This window comes from Spirillospora sp. CA-142024 (genome assembly GCF_050942325.1).
Classification (GTDB): Bacteria; Actinomycetota; Actinomycetes; order Streptosporangiales; family Streptosporangiaceae; genus Spirillospora.
This window is the reverse complement of the sequence record NZ_CP192077.1, coordinates 3,194,815-3,214,038: the sequence shown is the minus strand read 5'-3', so window position 1 is coordinate 3,214,038 and position 19,224 is coordinate 3,194,815. Positions and strand designations below refer to the sequence as shown.

Here is a 19,224-nt window from a genome sequence, read left to right as displayed (position 1 = left end):
TGGTCGTTGCCCATTTACGAAGGTCTCGGATGGGCTACGGCCGGGCGTGGAAGACGGCCCGCCGCACAGGACCAATCACAGCGGGGGCGACTCGCCCTCGTCCTCCTGGTAGGAGTAGCGCTGCTCCCGCCACGGGTCGGCGACGTTGTGGTAGCCGCGCTCCTCCCAGAAGCCGCGGCGGTCCTTCACCAGGTACTCGACGCCCCGGACCCACTTCACGCTCTTCCACGCGTACAGGTGCGGGACGACGATGCGGACGGGGAAGCCGTGGTCGGGGGTGAGGCGCTCGCCGTCGCGGTGGGTGGCGAACATCGTCCCGTCGGCGAGGAAGTCGCTCATCCGGATATTTGAGCTGTACCCGTACTCGGCCCAGACCATCACATGCGTGACGTCCGGCGCGGGCGGAGCCAGCTCCACGATCGCCGTGCCGGGGACGCCCTCCCACTCGTTGTCGGGGATCGTGAACTTGGTGACGCAGTGGAAGTCGGCGACCGACCTGGCCCTCGGCAGCGCGTCGAACTCGTCCCAGGTCCAGCGGTGCCGCTCCCCCGACTCGGTGGCGCCGAAGACCCGGAAGTCCCAGTCCTCGGGACGGAACTTCGGCACCGGGCCGTAGTGGAGGACCGGCCACCCCCTGGGGACGTACTGGCCGGGCGGCAGATCGCTCGGCTGCGGTGGGGACTGTTCGGGGTGGGTCATGACGCGGCCATCCTGCCATCCGGCGTGAGCTGAGCCATATCCGGGGGTGGGTGCGGGCCGCGTCCCCGGACATCGGCTACGCTTGGGCCCGTGCGCAACCTCGTGTATTTCTTTTGGTTCGACCAGCCCGGGCGGCTGGTCTGCCAGACGTTGCGCTGACAGACCGCGAAGGCGAAAGCCCCGGGCCGGCCGGCCCGGGGCTTTCGTGGTTCCAGGGACAGGGCCGGGATCCCGGGCCTGAAGGAGAGGCAGTACAAAAAATGGTCGTCGTCATGGCCCCGGAGGCCAACGAAGCGGATGTCCAGGCCGTCGTCTCACTGGTCGAGACGGCGGGGGGCGACGCGTTCGTCAGCCGCGGCGTGGAGCGGACCATCGTCGGGCTCGTCGGCGACGTCCAGCAGTTCGGCTCGCTGAACCTGCGCGGGATGCGCGGCGTCAGCGACGTCATCCGCATCTCGGCGCCCTACAAGCTGGTGAGCCGCGAGAACCACGCCGAGCGCTCGGTGGTGCGGGTCGGCGGGGTGCCGATCGGGCCCGGCACGATGACGCTGATCGCCGGCCCCTGCGCGGTGGAGACCCCCGAGCAGACCCTCGGCGCCGCGCAGATGGCGCAGGCCGCGGGCGCGACGCTGCTGCGCGGCGGCGCGTTCAAGCCGCGGACGTCCCCGTACGCGTTCCAGGGCCTCGGTGAGGCCGGGCTGCGCATCCTCGCGGACGTCCGGGAGGAGACCGGAATGCCGATCGTCACCGAGGTCGTTGACGCCGCCGACGTCGACCTCGTCGCCTCCTACGCGGACATGCTGCAGATCGGCACCCGCAACGCGCAGAACTTCGCCCTGCTGCAGGCCGCGGGCGAGTCCGGCAGGCCGGTCATGCTCAAGCGCGGCATGAACGGGACGATCGAGGAGTGGCTGATGGCCGCCGAGTACGTCGCGCAGCGCGGCAACCTCGACATCGTGCTGTGCGAGCGCGGGATCCGCACGTTCGAGAAGGCGACCCGCAACACCCTGGACATCTCCGCGGTGCCGGTGGCGCAGCGCCTCTCCCACCTGCCGGTCATCGTGGACCCGTCGCACTCGGGCGGCAGCCGCGACCTCGTCCTGCCGCTGACCCGCGCCGCGATCGCCGTCGGCGCCGACGGCGTGATCATCGACGTGCACCCGCACCCGGAGACCGCGCTGTGCGACGGGCCCCAGGCCCTGGTGGACGGCGACCTGCGCGAGCTGGCCAAGGTCGTCCGCGACCTGCCGCCGCTGGTCGGCCGCTCCCTCACCCAGGCCCAGGACCCCGACGCGGTGCCCGCCTGACCGAGGGCGCCCGCCCGCACTGTCACGCCGACCGGGTATCGTCCTGAGGCATGGCTTACTGGGCACCGGACTGCGGGCCGCCGCGCTCCTGACGGGGCGCGGCGACCGCATTCCTGCTGAGATCTGACACGGCCCGGCGCGAGCGCGCGCCCGGCCGCGTTCTCCTGCGCCCCGAATCCGGATCCTCTCCTTCCGATTCGAGCTCAGGAGCTTCTCCCCGTGTCTCAGAAAACGTTCGTCCGGCGTGCGCCCGAGAAGGACTCGCGCGCCGAAGCCCGGCGCGGCGGCACCGACGTCCTGCTGGCCGCGGCCCTCTGGGGGACGACCGGGACCGTCCGCACCTTCGCGGACGGCGCGTCCCCCTATTCGATCGCGGCCGTCCGCATCGTCGTCGGCGGGCTGCTGCTGCTCGCGCTCGCCGCGTTCACCCGCGGCGGCGCCGGGCTGCGCCACCTGCTGAAGGACCGCCGCAACCTGCCGCTCATCGGCCTCGGCGCGGTCGCGATCACCGTGTACCAGACGGCGTTCTTCGTCGCCGCCGGGCGCACCGGGGTGGCCGTCGGCACCGTCGTCACGATCGGCGGCGCACCCGTGTTCACCGGCCTGATCGGGCTGGTGACGCGACGGTCCGTGCTCACCGGGCGGTGGGCGGTCGCGACCGCCGGCGCCGTGGCGGGCTGCGCCCTGCTCGTTGGCGGCGGCGGGGACGCGGGCGCCGAACCGCTCGGCGTCGCACTGGCCCTGCTGTCGGGGCTGTCGTACGCGGTGTACGCGACGACGGCGTCCGTCCTCATCACCCGCGGCGAGGAGGACCGGGCCGTCGCCGGGGCGCTGTTCGGGGCGGCGGCCGTCCCCCTCGTCGCGGTGCTGCTCACCCAGCCGGCCGGCTGGCTGCTCACCGGCCCGGGCGCCGTGATCGCGCTCTACCTCGGCGTGGTCACCACCGGCGGCGGATACCTGCTGTTCGCGCGCGGGCTGCGCACGACCCCCGCCACGACGGCGACGACGCTGACGCTGGCCGAACCGGCGGTCGCCGCGGTGCTCGGCACGGTCCTGCTGGACGAGCGGCTGAGCGGGGCGGCGCTGGGCGGGCTCGCGCTGCTCGCTGCGAGCCTGGTGGTCGTCGTCGCGCCCGTCCGGCGGCGGAGCCACGGAACGCGCGAATAACGAATTGGTCTGAACCATTGGCCGGGCGGGGCGCGGCGAGGATGATTGCCGGCATGACAACGGGCGATGGTGACGCCGGGGGGCGGCTGTTCCCGGAGGATCTGGACGGCGTCGACCCGGTCGCCGCGGTGATGCTGGCGGACGCGTGCCGCGCGATCGCCGCGTACCCGGAGCTGGTGGCCGTGGGCGCGCTGTTCACGGCCGCCGAGCACGTGCCGGGCGGCTGGCAGATCGTGTGCCCGTGCGACCCGCTGCCGCAGGGCGCGCGCGAGCTCCTCGCCGCGCACCTGGAGGACCGGGCCGCGCTGCTGGACGGCGCGGAGGCGCTCGATCTGCTCTCCGCGGCCCGGACACTGCGGTGCGACCCCGCCGACGAGGTGACCGCGGGCGGACGGCGGTTCCGGATCGTGCGGATCGAGCAGCTGGTCCGCACCGGCATGGACGGGCCCGAACCGCCCCGTCCGACGGACCTGGATCCGCTGCCCGCCGCGCGGCGCGTCCCGCCCGGCCGCCCGTACGAACTGCTTCCGGAGGAGGGCCCGGCGTCCGACCTCGCGACCGCCGAGCTGCTCTGCCAGGTGCTGGACGCGGCGGCCGCGACGGGGAAGGAGCCGACCGGCGCGTTCCTCACCCCGGTCGCGCTGGCGCCCGCGTTCACCGTCGCCGAGCGCGGCGAGCGGCGCTGGCGTCCCGTGGGACGGGTGTACGACGCGCCGCAGCAGGCCCGCGACTCACTGGTCACCTACTTCAGGCATGTGGTGCCCGCGGTGGAGAGCCCCGCCGCGTCGGACGTCGAGCAGTTCGCCGAGGCGGCGGAGCTGATGGAGGACGAGACGCGCCGCAACGGCATCGCCGTCGCGGGCCGCCGCTTCCGCATCGTCCGCATCGAGCGCATCACCCTGATGGGCCCGGACGGCCCCGAACCGCCCCGCCCCACCGACTTCGACGCCCGCTGAGCGCCGGGCGGCCACCGGGGGCGCCGGTGGCCGTCAGGTGGTGGCGTCGGCGTAGGCCGGGCGGTGCTCCTGGACGGATTCGGCGAGCTGGTCGGCGAGTTCGCCGACGTCGAGGCGCTTCTCGATCTGCCGCAGGTCGCCGATCTTGGCCCGGGTCTCTGCGCGGCGCGGCGCGAGCAGGGTGCAGCAGTCCTCGTCGGGCAGCTCGGAGATCGACAGGGTGCGGATGCGGCGCGCCTGGTCCATGATCTCGATCTTGTCCATGCCGACGAGGGGCCGCAGGATCGGCAGCTCGACGGCGTCGTCCAGCGCGGTGATGTTGGCGAGGGTCTGGCTGGAGACCTGGCCGAGCGCGTCGCCGGTGATGAGCGCGCTCCCCCGCAGCCGGCGGGCGAGGACCTCGCCGGTCCGCAGCATCAGCCGGCGCTGCGCGATCACCGCGAGCCGGTCGGCGCCGGACGACTTGATCTGCTGCTGCGCCTTGCCGAACGGGACGACGAACAGCCGGGACCCGCCCTGGAACTTGTCCAGCTCGCGGACCAGCGCGTACGCCTTGTAGATCGACTCGGGGCCGGTGAACGGCATGCCGGAGAAGTGCAGGTAGTCGACGCGCAGGCCGCGGCGCATCATCCGGTACGCGGCGACGGGCGAATCGATGCCGCCCGACATCAGCACGAGGCCGCGGCCGCTCATCCCGACGGGGAGGCCGCCCTGGCCGGGCAGGCCGCCGGAGTAGACGAAAACCTCGTCGCGGTCGACCTCGATCGACAGCGTGTGCTCGGGGTCCTTGAGCTTGACGGGCTGGCCGTAGCGGCCGCCGACGAGGGCGCCGACGTGCCGGTCGAGCTCGGTGGAGGTCATCGGGAACCGCTTGTCCCGGCGCCGGGAGCGGACCGCGAACGTGCCGGTCCGCCCGTCCATCAGTTCGAGGGCGGCCCGTTCGACGCTGGCGAGGTCCTTGCCGACCCGCCAGGCGCGGTGCGCCCACACGATGCCCATGACGTCGGTGATCCGCTGCGCGACGCGCTCCATGGTGGCGAGGTCGGCGTCGTGCTTGCGGACGATGAACACGCCGTGCCGCCGGACGACGTCCACCCGGGCGATCGGCCGGACCGCGTTGCGCACGTTGTCGGCGAGGCGGCGTTCGAACTGCTCGCGGTTCTTTCCCTTGAGGACGACCTCGCCGAGCTTGAGCAGCACGCACGGCTCGCCGTCGACCGGCGACTGCTCCCGGACGTCCGCCGGCGCGGTGTCGAGCGTGGTCATGCGTGATCCTCCTGGCGGGAACAGGTCAAGGGGTTGAGACTCCAGTGTGGCCCAGAGACGCCAACGCCGCGACCCCGTAACCGTGTTCCCGCCGGGAGAACCGGTCAGCCGAAGAAGACCTCGGACTCGGAGTAGCGCTCCAGCGGGACGGTCTTCAGTTCCTTGGTCGCCTCGTCGAGCCCGACGCGGACGATGTCGGTGCCCTTGAGCCCGACCATCTTGCCGTAGTCGCCGTCCTTGACGGCGTCGATCGCCTGGAGCCCGAAGCGGGTGGCGAGGACGCGGTCGAACGCGGTGGGGGTGCCGCCGCGCTGGATGTGCCCGAGCACGGTGGCGCGGGCCTCCTTGCCGGTGCGCTTCTCGATCTCGTCGGCGAGGGCCTGCCCGATGCCGCCGAGCCTGACGTGCCCGAACGCGTCGCGCTCCCCGGTCTGCAGAGCCATCTGCCCGTCGATCGGGTGGGCGCCCTCGGACACCACGATGATCGGGGCGTACCGGGTCTTGAAGCGGCTCTCGACGTACTCGCAGACCTTGGCGATGTCGAAGGGCCGCTCGGGGATGAGGATGACGTTGGCGCCGGCGGCCATGCCGACGTGCAGCGCGATCCAGCCCGCGTGCCGGCCCATGACCTCGCAGATCAGCGCGCGGTGGTGGCTCTCGGCGGTGGTGTGCAGCCGGTCGACGGCCTCCATGCCGATGTTCACCGCGGTGTCGAAACCGAAGGTGTAGTCGGTCGCGTTGAGGTCGTTGTCGATCGTCTTCGGCACGCCGACGACGTTGACGCCGTTGGCGTACAGCTCGCGCGCGACGCCGAGGGTGTCCTCGCCGCCGATGGCGATCAGCGCGTCCACGCCGAGCCCGGCGAGGTTGTCCTTGATCCGCTCGACGCCGCCCTCGACCTTCACCGGGTTCGTCCGGGACGAGCCGAGGATCGTCCCGCCGCGCGGGAGGATCCCGCGCACGGCCTGGACGTCGAGGGCCACGGTGTCGCCTTCGAGGGGGCCGCGCCAGCCGGCCCGGAAGCCGACGAACTCGTACCCGTAGACCTGCACGCCCTTGCGGACGACCGCGCGGATCACCGCGTTCAGTCCGGGGCAGTCACCGCCACCGGTCAGCACTCCGACGCGCATGCCGTCACCTTCTCCCGCCACCAGGCTCCTCCCTCGATCGACATGCTCAGACTAGTCGCCGGCATGCGGCGGCTCGGGGTTTCGCCGGGAGTCCCGGCGCGCCGCCAATGGTCTAGACCATAGCCCGTCCGGGGGACGGGTGGCACACCCCTTCGGCCGGACGGCCGGATCAGCCGGACGGGCCCCCGCCGAAAGTCCGGACACGCCCCCGGAACTGCACCGCCAGTCCCCCGGGGACCCGCCGCGCCGACGCCCGCCGGGGGCGCGGCGGAGACTCGCCGTCATAGGTCCAGCGAACCTCGGCCAGTGAGAGTTCCCGCGCCGCGTCCCCTTCGAGATCGTCACGGTGCTCCCGCGCGAAGTCCCAGCCGTCCCGGAAGGAGCCGCGCGTGGGACGTCCCGCCGCCCAGCGCGTGAAGACCGCCTTCCAGGACGTTCCGTACGAGTCTGCCAGCGCGGGCCAGGCGCCGGCCACCTCGCCGGCCCGCTTGAGCAGGATCCCGTGCGCGGCGGCGCGCACCGCCTCGGCGTCGAACCCTCCGGGCATCGGCCCGTCCGCCGTCATGGCCCGCACCAGGGCCTCCTGTGCCGCCGCCAACTCCGCGTCGAACCCGCTCATGTGACGGGTTCCAGACCGGAGGCCTCGGCGATGGCGTCCAGCTCGGCCTGGAGTTCGCGGGCGGCCGGGTAGCGGCCGTCGCGCTCCAGAAGGAACCCGGGCGGGCGCCGCCGCGCGCACAGCTCCCCGATCAGGTCCAGGACCTCGGACGGGACGGCCGCCGCATGGGTGTCGTGGTACCGCCCGCCCGCCTCGGAACCGCCCGCGACGTGGCAGTAGGCGATGCGTTCGAGGGGCAGCCGGTCGACAAGGTCGAGGGGGTCCTCGCCGCGGTTGCGCGCGTTGGCGTACACGTTGGCGACGTCCAGCAGCAGGAGGGCGTCGGTGCGTTCCAGCAGCTCGGTCAGGAAGTCCGCCTCGGTGTACTCGGCGTCCGGCCAGTCGAAGAGCGTGGCGATGGGCTCGACGGCCAGGGGGACCGGCAGCTCCGCCCGCGTCCGGCGGATGTTGGCGGTCAGCGCGTCCAGCGCCGCCCGGGTGCGCGGCACCGGCAGCAGATGCCCCGCCTCGATCCCGCCCGCCCGGACGAAGGCGACATGCTCGCTCACCAGCGGCGCACCGAGCGCCTCGGCGCAGGCGGCCAGGTGCGCGACCCGCTCGGCGGCCACGGGCTCGGCGCCGCCGAGCGACAGCTTCACCCCGTGCGGGACGATCTTCACGCCGCGGTCGCGCAGCGCGAGCAGGCCGTCCGCGGGATGCGCGGGATGCACCGATTCGGCGACCACCTCGGTGAAGCGCAGCCCGGGCAGCGCGCCGACGAACCCGGCGATCTCGGGACGCCAACCGATCCCCACGCCCAGCTCCGGCGCATCAGCCCCCGCCGCCACCGCAACCGCCCCCTCCTCCGCCGCCGCCGCAGCCCCCGCCGCCACCGCCGCAGCCGCCACCACCGCCGCCGCAGCCGCTCCCGCCGCCACCGCACGAACCGCCGCCACCGCAGGACGACGACGAGCACACCGAGGCGGTGGACGAGCAGGAGGAGCCCGAGAATCCGCCGGAGGAGGCCGCGCCCCCGCTCATCTCCAGGTACCGGCCGAGCCCGACGGTCTGGACGAACATCGAGTCGAACGCCATCAGCGCGGCCGTGCCGAACAGCGCCACGCCCAGCAGGATCTCGGCATGGGCGAGCCCGGCGTAGGACGTCGCGTGCGCCGGGTCGAGGTGGGGGCTGGACTCCTTGATCCGCTCGACCGCCCGCTCGCCCTCCTTCGTCCGCTCAGCGCCCGAGCCGAGCGTGACGCCGGCGACGTAGAGGGCCATCAGGCACGCGATCGGGAGCAGGACGCCGGGGAAACCGTCGAAGACGTCACCCACGATGAAGCCGAAGAAGCCGACCACCAGCCAGGCGTTGTAGACGACCCGCCAGGTCTTCACCCGGCGGCGCCCCTCCGGCGGGACCACCATGCCCTGGCCGGCCAGCCCGTCGCGGAGCTGGTCGAGCGCGGCGCGGACGCCCGGCTCCGCGGTGAGCGCGGCGAGCGTCCCGCCCCGGCCGCCCGCGATCGCCCCGAAGACCGCCGCGTCCAGCGGTGTCCCGGCCGCGCGCGGCCCGGCGCCGGACGGCCCGGTGGCGATGAGCCGGCCGTCGGCGTAGGTGTCGACCGCGCGGTCCAGCCGCAGCGCCGTGATCGAGGCCGCGATCGCGCGCCGGCCCCCACCGTGCAGATAGGCGATCTCGTAGGGATGGAGGTCCCGCGTCTGGGGGCTGCCCCCGCGCACCTTGGCCCGCACGTCGCGCAGGACCTTCAGCAAAGCCAGCCCGACCAGGACGTGGGCCGCGAGGAACCCCAGGCCGGGGCCCACAATCTCGTCCACCATGGCGTGCTCCCGTTCCGTCGCACGTTCTCCGTGATCAGACGCGTGGGGCGACGCCTGGGTTCATCCCGTCCCGCTACTCCTCGTCGTCGAGGCCCTTCTCTATGGCGTAGCGGACGAGTTCGACGCGGTTGTGGAGCTGGAGTTTGCCGAGGGTGTTCTGCACGTGGTTCTGCACCGTCCGGTGCGACAGGACGAGACGCTCCGCGACCTGCCTGTACGTCAGGCCCTTGGCGACGAGGCGCAGCACCTCGGTCTCGCGGTCGGTCAGGCGCGGCGCGTCGTCGTCCTCGCGGGCGGGGGCGGACGCGAGGCGCCGGTACTCGCCGAGGACGAGCCCGGCGAGGCCGGGGGTGAAGACGGCGTCGCCCTCGCCGGTCCGCCGGACGGCGTCCAGGAACTCCTCGCGGGCGGCGGACTTGAGCAGGTATCCGGTGGCGCCCGCCTTGACCGCCTCCAGCACGTCCTGCTGCTCGCCGCTCGCCGACAGCACCAGCACGCGGACGGGCGGGTCGGCGGCCGCCAGCCGCCGGGTCACCTCGACGCCGCTGATATCGGGAAGCTGGAGGTCGACCACGGCCACCTGCGGCCGCGCGGCGGCCGCGACGCGCACGGCGGCGCGCCCCTCCCCGGCCGTCGCGACCACGTCGTGGCCGGCCTCGGCGAGGTCGCGGGCCACGGCCTCGCGCCACATCGGATGGTCGTCCACGACCATGACTCGCAGGGGTTCGGTCACGGTCACACCCTAGTCCGCGGCACGGTCATCTCGATCTCGGTCCCGTCGCCCGCCGCGGACCAGATCGCGACCGTGCCGCCGAGGTCGGCGATGCGGCCGCGGATCGACTGGGCGACGCCGAGCCGCCCGTCCGCCGCCGCCTCGTCCAGCCGGCCGGCGGGCATGCCCGGGCCGTCGTCGCGGACGCTGACGGTGACCTCGCCCGCCCCCTCCTCCAGCAGGACCCACGCGCGGGCGCCGCCGCCGCAGTGCCGCCGGACGTTGTCGAGCGCCGCCGCCACCGCCGCCTCGACCTCGCGCGCCGCGTGCGCGGGCAGCCGCACCTCCGTCGCCGGGGTCGACACCGTGACGGACGTGGACGCGTGTCCGGTCAGCAGGGGCCGCAGATCCGCCTCCGCTCCGGCGTCGGGGGCCGGCGCGGGCGGGGCCGTGCCGGAGCCGATCAGGGAGCGCAGCGCCGCCTCCTGCTCGCCCGCCAGCCGGCCCAGCTCGGCCGCCTCACCGCCGAGCTCGCCGCCGCGCCGCTGCACCATCGCGAGGACCTGCAGCACCGAGTCGTGGATGCGGCGGGCCAGCCGCTCGCGTTCCCGGGTGGCCGACTCCAGCTCGACGGCCCGCGCCAGCCGCGCCTCCGCCTCCAGCGCCAGCCGGACGACGTGCCCGACCACGAGCCCGGCGAGGAACAGCAGCACGATGCCGTTGAACGTCGTGCCGCCGATCCCGCCGCTCCTCCCGGCGACCGCGTGCACCAGCAGGTTCGCCGCGGCGAGGACGAGCGCCGCGGCGATGCCCAGCCGCCGGCCCTTCGCGACCGCCCACGACAGCACCGCGGCCGCCACCCACGACACCGGCAGCGTCGGCCGCCCGGCGGCGATGTTGTGCTCCGTCTCCACCCACGCCGTCGCGAGCACGCAGGCCGCCGCGACGGCGAGATCGGCGGCCAGCAGCGGCCATCCGCGCCGGCGCGGGTCGCTGAACGCGATCACGGCATAGCCCGTCCACCCCGCCATGACGGCGAGGACGGCCCATCCGCCGGCCGGGTGGGCGTACCCGTCAAAGTTCATGGCGATCACGACGGCGGCGTAGACCAGCGCCAGGCCGCGGTAGACGGCCACGGCCCGCCACAGCGCGGCCTCCAGCCCCAGGCTCCGCGCCCCCGGTTCGCCGCCGCTCATCCCTGCACCCTGTGGGGGGCGACCCCCCACGCCCCCCGGTTCGCCGCCGCTCATCCGTGCATCCTGTGGGGGGCGACCCCCCACACCCCCCGGTTCGCTGCCGCTCATCCTTGGTCGCTCAGGCCTCCGTCGTCCTCGACCGGCAGTACCTCCTTGCCGGCCATCTCGGCCTTGACCTCGGCGGCGTACCGGTCCACGTACTCCTGCCCGGAGAGCTCCTGGATCGCCTTCATGATCTCGTCGGTGATCTCCCGCAGCACCTGGTGGTCGTCCTCGCGCCCGTAGTGGCGGGAGAAGTCCATCGGCTTCCCGAACCGGACGCCCGGCCGGACGCCGAGCCGCGGGTACGGCTTGCCGGGCGGCATCAGCTCGAAGGTGTTGATCATCGCCATCGGGATCACCGGGACGCGCGACTTCAGCGCCAGCCGCGCCACCCCCGTCTTGCCGCGGTACAGCCGGTTGTCCGGCGCCCGGGTGCCCTCCGGGTAGATGCCGAGCAGCTTGCCCTCGCCGAGGATCCGCAGCCCGGTCCGCAGCGCCGCCTCGGCCGCGTCCCCGCCGGTCCGGTCGACCGGCACCACGCCCACACCGGTGAAGAACCCCTTGCTGACCAGCCCCTTGAACCCCTTGCCCGTGAAGTACTCGCCCTTGCCGATGAAGAAGATCGGGCGCATCAGCGGCAGCGGCCCGAAGAAGTGGTCGGCGAACGACAGGTGGTTGCTCACCATCAGCGCCGGCCCCCGCTTCGGGACGTTCCGCCGCCCCCGGTTCCGCGGCCACCACCCGAGGTACAGGATCGGGGAGAGAACGATCCTGAGCAGGATCCAGAACCAGAGCATGCGGGCACCTTCCTCGGACCGGACGCCCTGGGGGCGGGCGCGCTCCGATCCTGGCCGACGGGAGATGATGGGACATCCTCCCACTCTCCGTCCCACCGATCTACCGGCCGGTACCGGTGACCGGACCCCGGCGGCGGAGCGCCGGAGGGCCGGGAATGAACGTAGGCTCTGAGCGGTAAATCTCAATCGGGTGCACCCGGGGACTTGTTCCGGGCCGCGCAGCGAATACCGTGGGACACACGTTTCGGGGTGTCCGGGAGTGCCTCCGCTTGGGGAGCGCGACCGGACACCACATGTCAATGGGGGGAGCGGAGGCCGCCATGCCGGTGCTGTCGGTCACGCCGGAGTCGTCGAAGGAGCCGGCCCCGTGAATCGCCGTGGCAATGGACTGTCAGCGGAGACCTACGCCCCACTGGTCGATCTCGCGCCGCATCTCGCGGACGCGATGCTGGCGGCCCTCGGCGAGGCGGGCGTCGCGGCCTATGCCGCGTCGCCGTCCGACCTGCCGGAGATCGGCGAGCCGCCCGTGGAGCCGGTCGCCGGCGACGTCCTCGACCGGCTGTACGTGGACGTCGACATGAAGCCGGCGGCCGAGGGCATCCTGCGCGCCCATCTCGCCCGGCTGCGCGACGCGTCCGCCCGCGGCTCCGACCCCGAGACGGAGCGTCCCGACACGGTGGAGCGCGCCGAGACCGGCCTCGCCGACCCCGGCGGCGACGCCGAGGACGCGGGCGGCGCCGCCGAACGCGACGAGGACGCCATCTGGGCCGAGATCGTCGCCGGGTTCGACAAGGCCCCCGAGGGCGACGAGGTGCCCTGGCCGGACGAGGAGAACATCCGCGAGCCCGACGAGCCCCGGGACGAGGGCGAGGACCGCACCGGCCGGCTCCCCCGGGCACGCGTGATCAAGCCGTCCGAGGCGCCCGAGTTCCCGCCGGACGACGACGAGGAGGGCCACTACGTCCCGCCCCCTCCCCCGCCGCTGCCGAGCGCCGACCCGCTCACCAAGAGCGCCTGGATCGCGCTGATCGGCGGGCCCGTCTACCTGCTGGTCACCGTCATCCTCGACTGGGAGGTCCCCGGGTGGGCCGCCTTCCTCGCCGTCGCCGCCTTCATCGGGGGTTTCGTCACCCTCGTCCTCCGCATGGGCGACGAGCCCCGCGACCCCGACGACGGAGCCGTCGTCTAGGGCACCGTCAGCTCGGCCGCCAGGGGGCGGTGGTCGGTGGCCCGGACATGGTCGCCGGCGTCGTCGTCCGGAACGCCGCAGGCGGTGATCCGGACCTCCGGGTCGGTGAAGACCGCGTCGATGCGGCGGCGGGGGTCGCGGGCGGAGAAGGTGAGCTCCCCGCCCGCCGGTGCGACCGCGTAGGCGTCCTGGAAGTGCTCGGTGAGCAGTGACCAGGACCGGCCGCCCGGTTCCTCGTTGACGTCGCCCGCCAGGATCACCGGGGCGCCGTACCGGTCACGGGCCCTGTCCAGATGGGCGAGGATCTCGTCGACGTGCCGCAGGCGCGGGCCGTCCGCCAGGTCCAGATGGGTGCACGCGGCGATGAGCCGGGACCCGCGGACGTCCAGGACGGCGATCGCCAGCGCGCGGCGGTGCAGGCCGCGGTCCGGGGTGAGCAGGTGGAACTCGCGGGCCACCCGGCCGGCGTCCGGCGCGGCCAGGACGGCGAGCCCGCAGGCCCGCCGTCCCGCCGCGATCCGCAGGCCGCAGGCCCGCGCGAGGCGGCGGCGCCGCAGCCGCCAGGCCCGGAAGCGCGGGACCTCCTGCAGGCACACCACGTCCGGGGCGCCGGCACGGACGACGCGGGCCACGGCGTCCGCGTCGTCGCGCAGCGACCGGATGTTGTAGCTCAGCAGGCGGACGGCGGCCACGCCTAGACGATCACGCCCTGGAAGGAGCGGAGCCGGGCGAGGTCCGCGGCGCCGACGATGCCGGCCGCGGAGCCGAGCTCGGCGATCCGGATGTCGGGCAGCGGGCGGTGGCCGCGGCCGGTCAGCGCGTCCTCGAACGCGGCCCGGATCGGGTCGATCAGCAGGTCGCCGGCGTCGGAGAGGCCGCCGCCGATGATGAACGCGCCCGGGTCGAGGATCGCGCTGAGGTCGGCCAGCCCCTGGCCCGCCCAGTGCGCGATCGTCCGGAAGCACTCCAGGGCCGCCTTGTCGCCCTCCCGGGCCGCCTGCGACACCTCGGGACCGCTGATGCCCTCCGGGCGGCCGTCGCCGAGCTCCAGGAGGCGTCCCGCCATCGCGGGCGCCACCCGGGCGAGGTCGCGGGCCTCGTGCACGAGGGCGTTGCCGCTGGCGTACTGCTCCCAGCAGCCGCGGTTGCCGCAACCGCAGCGGCGCCCGTTCGGGACGACCCGGAAGTGGCCCATCTCGGCGCCGATGCCGAACCGGCCCCGGTACAGCTCGCCGTTGATGACGATGCCGGCGCCGATGCCGGTGCCGAGGGTCACCAGGACGATGAAGTTCTCCCCGCGCCCGGCGCCGAACCGGGCCTCGCCCCACGCGGTGGCGTTGCCGTCGTTCTCCACGACGACCGGCAGCCCGACGAGGCTCTCGACCTTCTCCTTGATCGGTTCGTCGCGCCAGGCCAGGTTCGGCGCGAACAGCACGGTGGAGCGGTCCTCGTCGACGAAGCCCGCGGTGCCGAGCCCGACCGCCGAGACCTCCTCGTACTTGCCCTTCAGCAGGTCGACGACCTCGGCGATGGTCTCGGCGGTCTCCTTCGGGTTCGTCGACGGAGTCGGCCTGCGGACCTTCTCCAGGATCGTCCCCCGTTCGTCGACGACCCCCGCGGCCACCTTCGTGCCGCCCACATCCACGCCGATGGTCAGGGCCATGTAACGCTTCCTCCTCCTCGCATCGCCCCGGCCGAAGCCGATGACCGAACTATCCGATGTCGATGGGGCCGCCGCCGGTGGCGGCCGACCACGGCTCGCCGGGCTCGGCGGGTCCCGACCGATCGGACGTACCCGCCCGGGCGCGCTCCGACGCCTCCCGAGGCCGGTTCTCCCGCGCGGGCGGCGGCCGGGTCCGGTCGAACGCGCCCAGCACGTCCAGCGCGGCGGCGAACAGCGACTCCCCGGCCTCGCGCAGGTGCCGGCCGACGTCGCCGCCGGACTCCCGCTTGATCGCGATGGCCCGGCAGACCGGGCAGTCCCGGCACTCGGGGGCGCCGGTGGCGATGTGCGGGCCCCGGTCCTCGCCGGCGCCGGGCTCCGTGCCGGGCCCGCCGGCCGTGGCGCGGTCCCACACGTCGCCGTCACGCTCGTCCCGGTCCGCGCGATCGTCCCGGCCGCCGCCCCCGCTCACCCGCCTGATCAGCGCGTCGAGGAGCTTGGCCGCCTCGTCCAGGACGTCGCCGGGTTGCTCGCTCATGACTCCATCTTCCATCCGTCGTCGGCGTGCACGGTATCTCCTCCGTGCCGGTGCTCTGCTCGCGAACGCCGTGCTCAGCGCTCCACGTGGCGCTTGAGGCCCTTGAGCGCGGAGTCGATGATCCGCTTCTCGCCCTTGCGCTTCACCATGCCGATCATGGGGATGCGGACGTCCACGGCGAGCTCGTAGGTGACCTCGGTGACACCGCCCTCCTCCACCAGGCCGTAGGTGCCGTGCAGGCCGGTGACGACCGTGCCCGGCTCCACCAGCTCCCACGTGACCCGGTCGTCGCCCTCCCAGGTGTAGGCGAGGCCGACGGTGTCGCTGAACGGGCCGCCGTCGAACGTCAGCCGGGCGCGGCCCGCCCTGCCGTCCGCACCCGTCTCCTGCACGGTGAACTCGCGGATGCCGCTCGCCCACCGCGGGTAGGCCTCCAGATCGGCGATCACCGCCATGATCTCGGCCTTCCCCGCCTTGACCGTGATGGTGGAACTCGTGCGGTCCGCCATCTGCGTCTCCCTCCGGCTCGCCGCGGGCCCCTGCGGGCCCGCTGTCCTAGAGAAAAGTACCTTCACACGGTCAGGACGTACGGCACCCCGCGGGCGCGGAAGTGCCCGACGTTCACGCATTCGGTGCGGCCGATGCGGATCCGGTTCGCGAGCGGCTGGTGGACGTGCCCGAACAGCACGTACCTCGGCTGCGTCCGGTGGATCGCGTCCAGGATCGCCTCGCTGCCCCGCTCGAACCTGCGCGCCACCGTGTCGTACAGGAGCTCGGGCACGGCGGGCGGGATGTGGCAGCACAGCACGTCCACCTCGCCGACGGCGGCCACCTTGGCGGCGTACGCGTCGTCGTCCAGCTCATAGGGGGTGCGGTACTCGGTGCGGAGGCCGCCGCCGACGAACCCGAACCGGAGCCCGCCGATCTCGGTGGTCTCGCCGTCCAGGACGCGGTGGCCGTCGCGCAGGTGCGCGCCCCACATGCGCGGGACGTCGACGTTGCCGTAGGTCAGGTACGCCGGGGACGGCATGGCGGCGAACAGCTCCGCGTACTGCCGGTCGACGGCGCGCTCGATGTGCGGCCAGGCGTCCCCTTCGAGCGAGGCCCACAGGCCCCGGGAGAACTCGCGGGCCTCGTCGAAGCGCTTCTCCGTCCGCAGCGCGATGAAGCGGTCGGCGTTGTCCTGGCCGAAGAGGTCGGCGAAGATCCCCTGCCCGTGGTCCTGGTAGTCGACGAACAGGATCAGGTCGCCCAGGCAGATGAGCGCGTCCGCGCCGTCCGCCGCGCCCGCCAGCGCGTCCGCGCGGCCATGGACGTCGCTCACCACGTGGATCCGCATGAACAGACTGTAATAGCGCGTGCCGTCCCCGAAAACGGCCGGGGCGAAGCGGGCCGCCCGTCGGAACCCGCAGGGCGGATCACCCGGCGGCGGCCGCCACCAGGGTGCGCCACTCCCGCACCAGCGCGGCGTCGACGGGGGCGTCCCAGTCGCCGTCCGGCCGGACGGCCGTGCCCACGTGGAACGCGGTGACGCCCGCGGCGGCGAGGGCCGCGACGTGCCTGCGGCGCAGCCCGCCCCCGGCCATGATCATCTTGGCCGCCTCCGGGTCGTCGGCCGCGCGCCGGACGAGCACGTCCACCCCGGAGTCCACGCCGCGCGCCGAGCCGGCCGTGAGGACGGTGTCCAGGCCGCCGCCGAGATCGCGGACGACCGGCCACGCCTGGACGGGGTCGGCGGCGTGGTCCAGCGCCCGGTGGAACGTCCAGGGCAGCGGGGCGGCGTCGGCGGCGAGCTTGCCGGTGGCGCCCGCGTCGATGTGGCCGGCCGAGTCGAGGAAGCCGAACACGAACCCGTCCGCTCCCGCTTCGGCGAGGCCGGCGGCGGCGCGGCGCAGCCGGTCCAGTTCGGCTCCGGTGGTGCGGAACCCCGCGTTGGCGCGCAGCATCACCCGCATCGGCAGGGACGTGGCCTCCCGGATGGCGGCGACGAGGTCGGGATCGGGGGTGAGCCCGTCCGCGGCCATGTCGGCGACGACCTCGATCCGGTCGGCGCCGCCGTCCTGCGCGGCCCGCGCGTCCGCCGCGGTCAGCGCGATCACTTCGAGCAGCGACATGGCGTTCCCCCGAACCGCGTCCATTGTGCGACCGGGCCCAAGCGTAGGCGACCGGACGGCTCCCGCCAGGACCGGCGTCCGGTCTTTGCCGTGCCGTTAACCAGCGGATCGGGCGGCGAAATTCCTACTCGTGGGTATCATGCGGCTTCGGAGAAGTCTTCCTTCCCCGCCGACCTCGAAGATCGACTACAGGAGTGGGCCGTGCGCGAGTTCAGCGTCCCCGCGATGGTGGAGGTCCCCGACTCCGCCACTCTGACCGACGCGCCCTTCACCCGGGCCGAAGAAGAGCCCGGCACCATCGTGGCGCGCCGCAAGAGCGGCTCCGCCGACACGCCGGCCTGGAGCGCCGTCACCGCGGCGGAGTTCGCGGCCGAGGCGGCGGGCGTCGCCAAGGGCCTCGTCGCCGCCGGAATCGAACCCGGCGACCGCGTCGGCCTGCTGTCGCGGACCCGCTACGAGTGGACGGTCCTCGACTACGCGATCTGGGCGGCGGGCGCGATCTCCGTCCCCATCTACGAGACGTCCTCCGCCGAGCAGATCGAGTGGATCGCCGGCGACTCCGGCGTGAAGGCCGTGTTCGCCGAGACCGCCGAGCACGTCGCGACGGTCGAGGGCCTCCGGGACCGGCTTCCGGAACTCGCGAACGTCTGGGGCATCGACGCGGGCGGCGTCGACGAGGTCACCCGGCTCGGCGCGGACGTCGGCGACGACGTCGTCGAGGAGCGCCGCCGGTCCCGGACCTCGGCCGACACCGCCACCCTCATCTACACCTCCGGCACCACCGGGCGGCCCAAGGGCTGCGAGATCACGCACGGGAACCTGGTGTCGACCGCCCGCAACGCCGTGCAGGGCGCGATCGCCGAGATCGCCGTCGAGGGCAGCTCCACCCTGCTGTTCCTGCCGCTGGCGCACGTGTTCGCCCGGCTGATCGAGGTCGCCACCATCGAGGGCGGCATCGTCCTCGGGCACAGCGACGTCCCGAACCTGCTGCCCGACCTCGCCTCGTTCCAGCCGACGTTCCTGCTGGCCGTGCCGCGCGTGTTCGAGAAGGTCTACAACGGGGCCGAGCAGAAGGCCGCGGCGGACGGCAAGGGCAAGATCTTCAAGGCGGCGGCCGAGACCGCGATCGGCTACAGCCGGGCACTGGACGACGGCGGTCCCGGCCTCGGCCTCAAGGTCAGGCACAAGGTCTTCGACGTGCTCGTGTACAAGAAGCTGCGCGCCGCCGTCGGCGGCAGGGTCCAGTACGCGGTGTCCGGCGGCGCCGCGCTGGGCGAGCGCCTCGGGCACTTCTTCCGCGGTGTGGGCATCACGATCCTGGAGGGTTACGGCCTCACCGAGACCACCGCGCCGGCCAGCGTCAACCGCCCCTCCGCCATCAGGATCGGCACGGTGGGGCAGCCCATCCCCGGCGTGGACGTCCGCATCGCGGAGGACGGCGAGGTCCTCGTCCGCGGCATCAACATCCTGCACGGCTACTGGAACAACGAGGCCGCCACCAAGGAGGCGATCGAGGACGGGTGGTTCCACACCGGCGACCTCGGCTCCCTCGACGCCGACGGCTTCCTGAAGATCACCGGCCGGAAGAAGGAGATCCTGGTCACCGCGGCGGGCAAGAACGTCGCGCCCGCCCCGCTGGAGGACCGGCTCCGCGCGCACCCGCTGGTCAGCCAGTGCCTCGTCGTCGGCGACGGCCGCAAGTTCATCAGCGCGCTCGTCACCCTGGACGAGGAGGCGCTCGGGCCGTGGAAGGCCCGGCACGGCAAGGCCGAGGCGATGCCGCTGGACGAGCTGCGCCGCGACCCCGACCTCGTCGCCGAGATCGAGGCCGCGGTCGCCGACGCCAACAAGTCGGTGAGCCACGCGGAGGCGATCAAGAAGTACGTGATCCTCGGCGTCGACTTCACCGAGGAGGCCGGCCACATGACGCCCAGCCTGAAGGTGAAGCGCAACGTCGTGATGAAGGACTTCGCCGACGAGATCGACTCCCTCTACACGGCCTGAACCGCCG

The 19,224-nt window shown here is 73.6% G+C and carries 20 protein-coding genes; 5 read left to right on the top strand and 15 right to left on the bottom strand.

All coding sequences use genetic code 11. The annotated features are described in order from the left end of the window. Positions 1-75: 75 nt before the first annotated feature. Positions 76-699, bottom strand: a complete 624-nt coding sequence (locus tag ACQPZP_RS15610) for a sulfite oxidase-like oxidoreductase (protein ID WP_433478331.1) — start codon at positions 697-699, stop codon at positions 76-78. A gap of 260 nt (positions 700-959) precedes the next feature. Here ACQPZP_RS15610 and aroF point away from each other — a divergent pair, with 260 nt between their 5' ends. From aroF to ACQPZP_RS15595, 3 genes are all read left to right on the top strand, one after another. Beyond that, the gene (aroF, locus tag ACQPZP_RS15605) at positions 960-2,006 is read left to right on the top strand and encodes a 3-deoxy-7-phosphoheptulonate synthase (RefSeq protein WP_433478330.1); all 1,047 of its coding nucleotides are present in this window, start codon (positions 960-962) and stop codon (positions 2,004-2,006) included. Positions 2,007-2,225: 219 nt separating this feature from the next. Further along, entirely contained in the window at positions 2,226-3,173 is a 948-nt protein-coding gene (locus ACQPZP_RS15600) for a DMT family transporter (RefSeq protein WP_433478329.1), read from the top strand. Positions 3,174-3,226: 53 nt separating this feature from the next. Then, a complete protein-coding gene (locus tag ACQPZP_RS15595; RefSeq protein ID WP_433478328.1) occupies positions 3,227-4,129 on the top strand; it encodes a DUF5954 family protein in 903 nt (300 codons plus the stop codon). 33 nt (positions 4,130-4,162) lie between these two features. On the opposite strand, the gene thiI is transcribed toward ACQPZP_RS15595, so the two are convergent. From thiI to ACQPZP_RS15555, 8 genes are all read right to left on the bottom strand, one after another. Beyond that, a complete protein-coding gene (gene thiI, locus ACQPZP_RS15590; RefSeq protein WP_433478327.1) occupies positions 4,163-5,395 on the bottom strand; it encodes a tRNA uracil 4-sulfurtransferase ThiI in 1,233 nt (410 codons plus the stop codon). A 104-nt stretch (positions 5,396-5,499) separates the two neighbouring features. Beyond that, positions 5,500-6,525 carry a 6-phosphofructokinase gene (locus ACQPZP_RS15585; RefSeq protein ID WP_433478326.1) on the bottom strand — a complete coding sequence of 342 codons (1,026 nt, stop codon included), beginning with the start codon at positions 6,523-6,525 and terminating at the stop codon, positions 5,500-5,502. A 169-nt stretch (positions 6,526-6,694) separates the two neighbouring features. Continuing rightward, positions 6,695-7,144, bottom strand: coding sequence for a hypothetical protein (locus ACQPZP_RS15580; protein ID WP_433478325.1), 450 nt, complete (start codon positions 7,142-7,144; stop codon positions 6,695-6,697). Continuing rightward, entirely contained in the window at positions 7,141-7,938 is a 798-nt protein-coding gene (locus ACQPZP_RS15575) for a DUF692 domain-containing protein (protein ID WP_433478324.1), read from the bottom strand. Before ACQPZP_RS15575 ends, ACQPZP_RS15580 begins: the two co-directional genes overlap by 4 nt. A gap of 16 nt (positions 7,939-7,954) precedes the next feature. Then, on the bottom strand, positions 7,955-8,962 hold the full coding sequence (locus ACQPZP_RS15570; protein WP_433478323.1) for a TIGR04222 domain-containing membrane protein: 1,008 nt from the start codon (positions 8,960-8,962) through the stop codon (positions 7,955-7,957). Between the two features lie 73 nt (positions 8,963-9,035). Continuing rightward, the gene (locus tag ACQPZP_RS15565; protein ID WP_433479614.1) at positions 9,036-9,674 is read right to left on the bottom strand and encodes a response regulator; all 639 of its coding nucleotides are present in this window, start codon (positions 9,672-9,674) and stop codon (positions 9,036-9,038) included. 23 nt (positions 9,675-9,697) lie between these two features. Then, complete coding sequence (macS, locus tag ACQPZP_RS15560) at positions 9,698-10,870, bottom strand: MacS family sensor histidine kinase (RefSeq protein WP_433478322.1); 1,173 nt, start codon at positions 10,868-10,870, stop codon at positions 9,698-9,700. Between the two features lie 104 nt (positions 10,871-10,974). Further along, positions 10,975-11,709 carry a lysophospholipid acyltransferase family protein gene (locus tag ACQPZP_RS15555; RefSeq protein WP_433478321.1) on the bottom strand — a complete coding sequence of 245 codons (735 nt, stop codon included), beginning with the start codon at positions 11,707-11,709 and terminating at the stop codon, positions 10,975-10,977. A 367-nt stretch (positions 11,710-12,076) separates the two neighbouring features. Between ACQPZP_RS15555 and ACQPZP_RS15550 the strand changes: the two genes are divergently transcribed. Then, positions 12,077-12,898, top strand: a complete 822-nt coding sequence (locus ACQPZP_RS15550) for a hypothetical protein (RefSeq protein ID WP_433478320.1) — start codon at positions 12,077-12,079, stop codon at positions 12,896-12,898. On the opposite strand, the gene ACQPZP_RS15545 is transcribed toward ACQPZP_RS15550, so the two are convergent. The 6 genes from ACQPZP_RS15545 to ACQPZP_RS15520 form a co-directional block, all read right to left on the bottom strand. Next, complete coding sequence (locus ACQPZP_RS15545) at positions 12,895-13,590, bottom strand: endonuclease/exonuclease/phosphatase family protein (RefSeq protein WP_433478319.1); 696 nt, start codon at positions 13,588-13,590, stop codon at positions 12,895-12,897. The two genes, ACQPZP_RS15550 and ACQPZP_RS15545, sit on opposite strands and share 4 nt — an antisense overlap. A 2-nt stretch (positions 13,591-13,592) precedes the next feature. After that, positions 13,593-14,561: an ROK family glucokinase gene (locus ACQPZP_RS15540; protein ID WP_433478318.1), complete on the bottom strand. Its 969-nt coding sequence runs from the start codon at positions 14,559-14,561 to the stop codon at positions 13,593-13,595. A gap of 49 nt (positions 14,562-14,610) precedes the next feature. Further along, positions 14,611-15,099 carry a hypothetical protein gene (locus ACQPZP_RS15535; RefSeq protein WP_433478317.1) on the bottom strand — a complete coding sequence of 163 codons (489 nt, stop codon included), beginning with the start codon at positions 15,097-15,099 and terminating at the stop codon, positions 14,611-14,613. Between the two features lie 74 nt (positions 15,100-15,173). Further along, positions 15,174-15,608: an SRPBCC family protein gene (locus tag ACQPZP_RS15530; RefSeq protein WP_433478316.1), complete on the bottom strand. Its 435-nt coding sequence runs from the start codon at positions 15,606-15,608 to the stop codon at positions 15,174-15,176. 62 nt (positions 15,609-15,670) lie between these two features. After that, positions 15,671-16,438 carry a metallophosphoesterase family protein gene (locus ACQPZP_RS15525; RefSeq protein WP_433478315.1) on the bottom strand — a complete coding sequence of 256 codons (768 nt, stop codon included), beginning with the start codon at positions 16,436-16,438 and terminating at the stop codon, positions 15,671-15,673. 79 nt (positions 16,439-16,517) lie between these two features. Next, a complete protein-coding gene (locus ACQPZP_RS15520) occupies positions 16,518-17,213 on the bottom strand; it encodes a copper homeostasis protein CutC (RefSeq protein WP_433478314.1) in 696 nt (231 codons plus the stop codon). A gap of 201 nt (positions 17,214-17,414) precedes the next feature. On the opposite strand from ACQPZP_RS15520, the gene ACQPZP_RS15515 reads away from it, so the two are divergent. After that, entirely contained in the window at positions 17,415-19,217 is a 1,803-nt protein-coding gene (locus ACQPZP_RS15515; protein WP_433478313.1) for an AMP-dependent synthetase/ligase, read from the top strand. Positions 19,218-19,224: the final 7 nt, after the last annotated feature.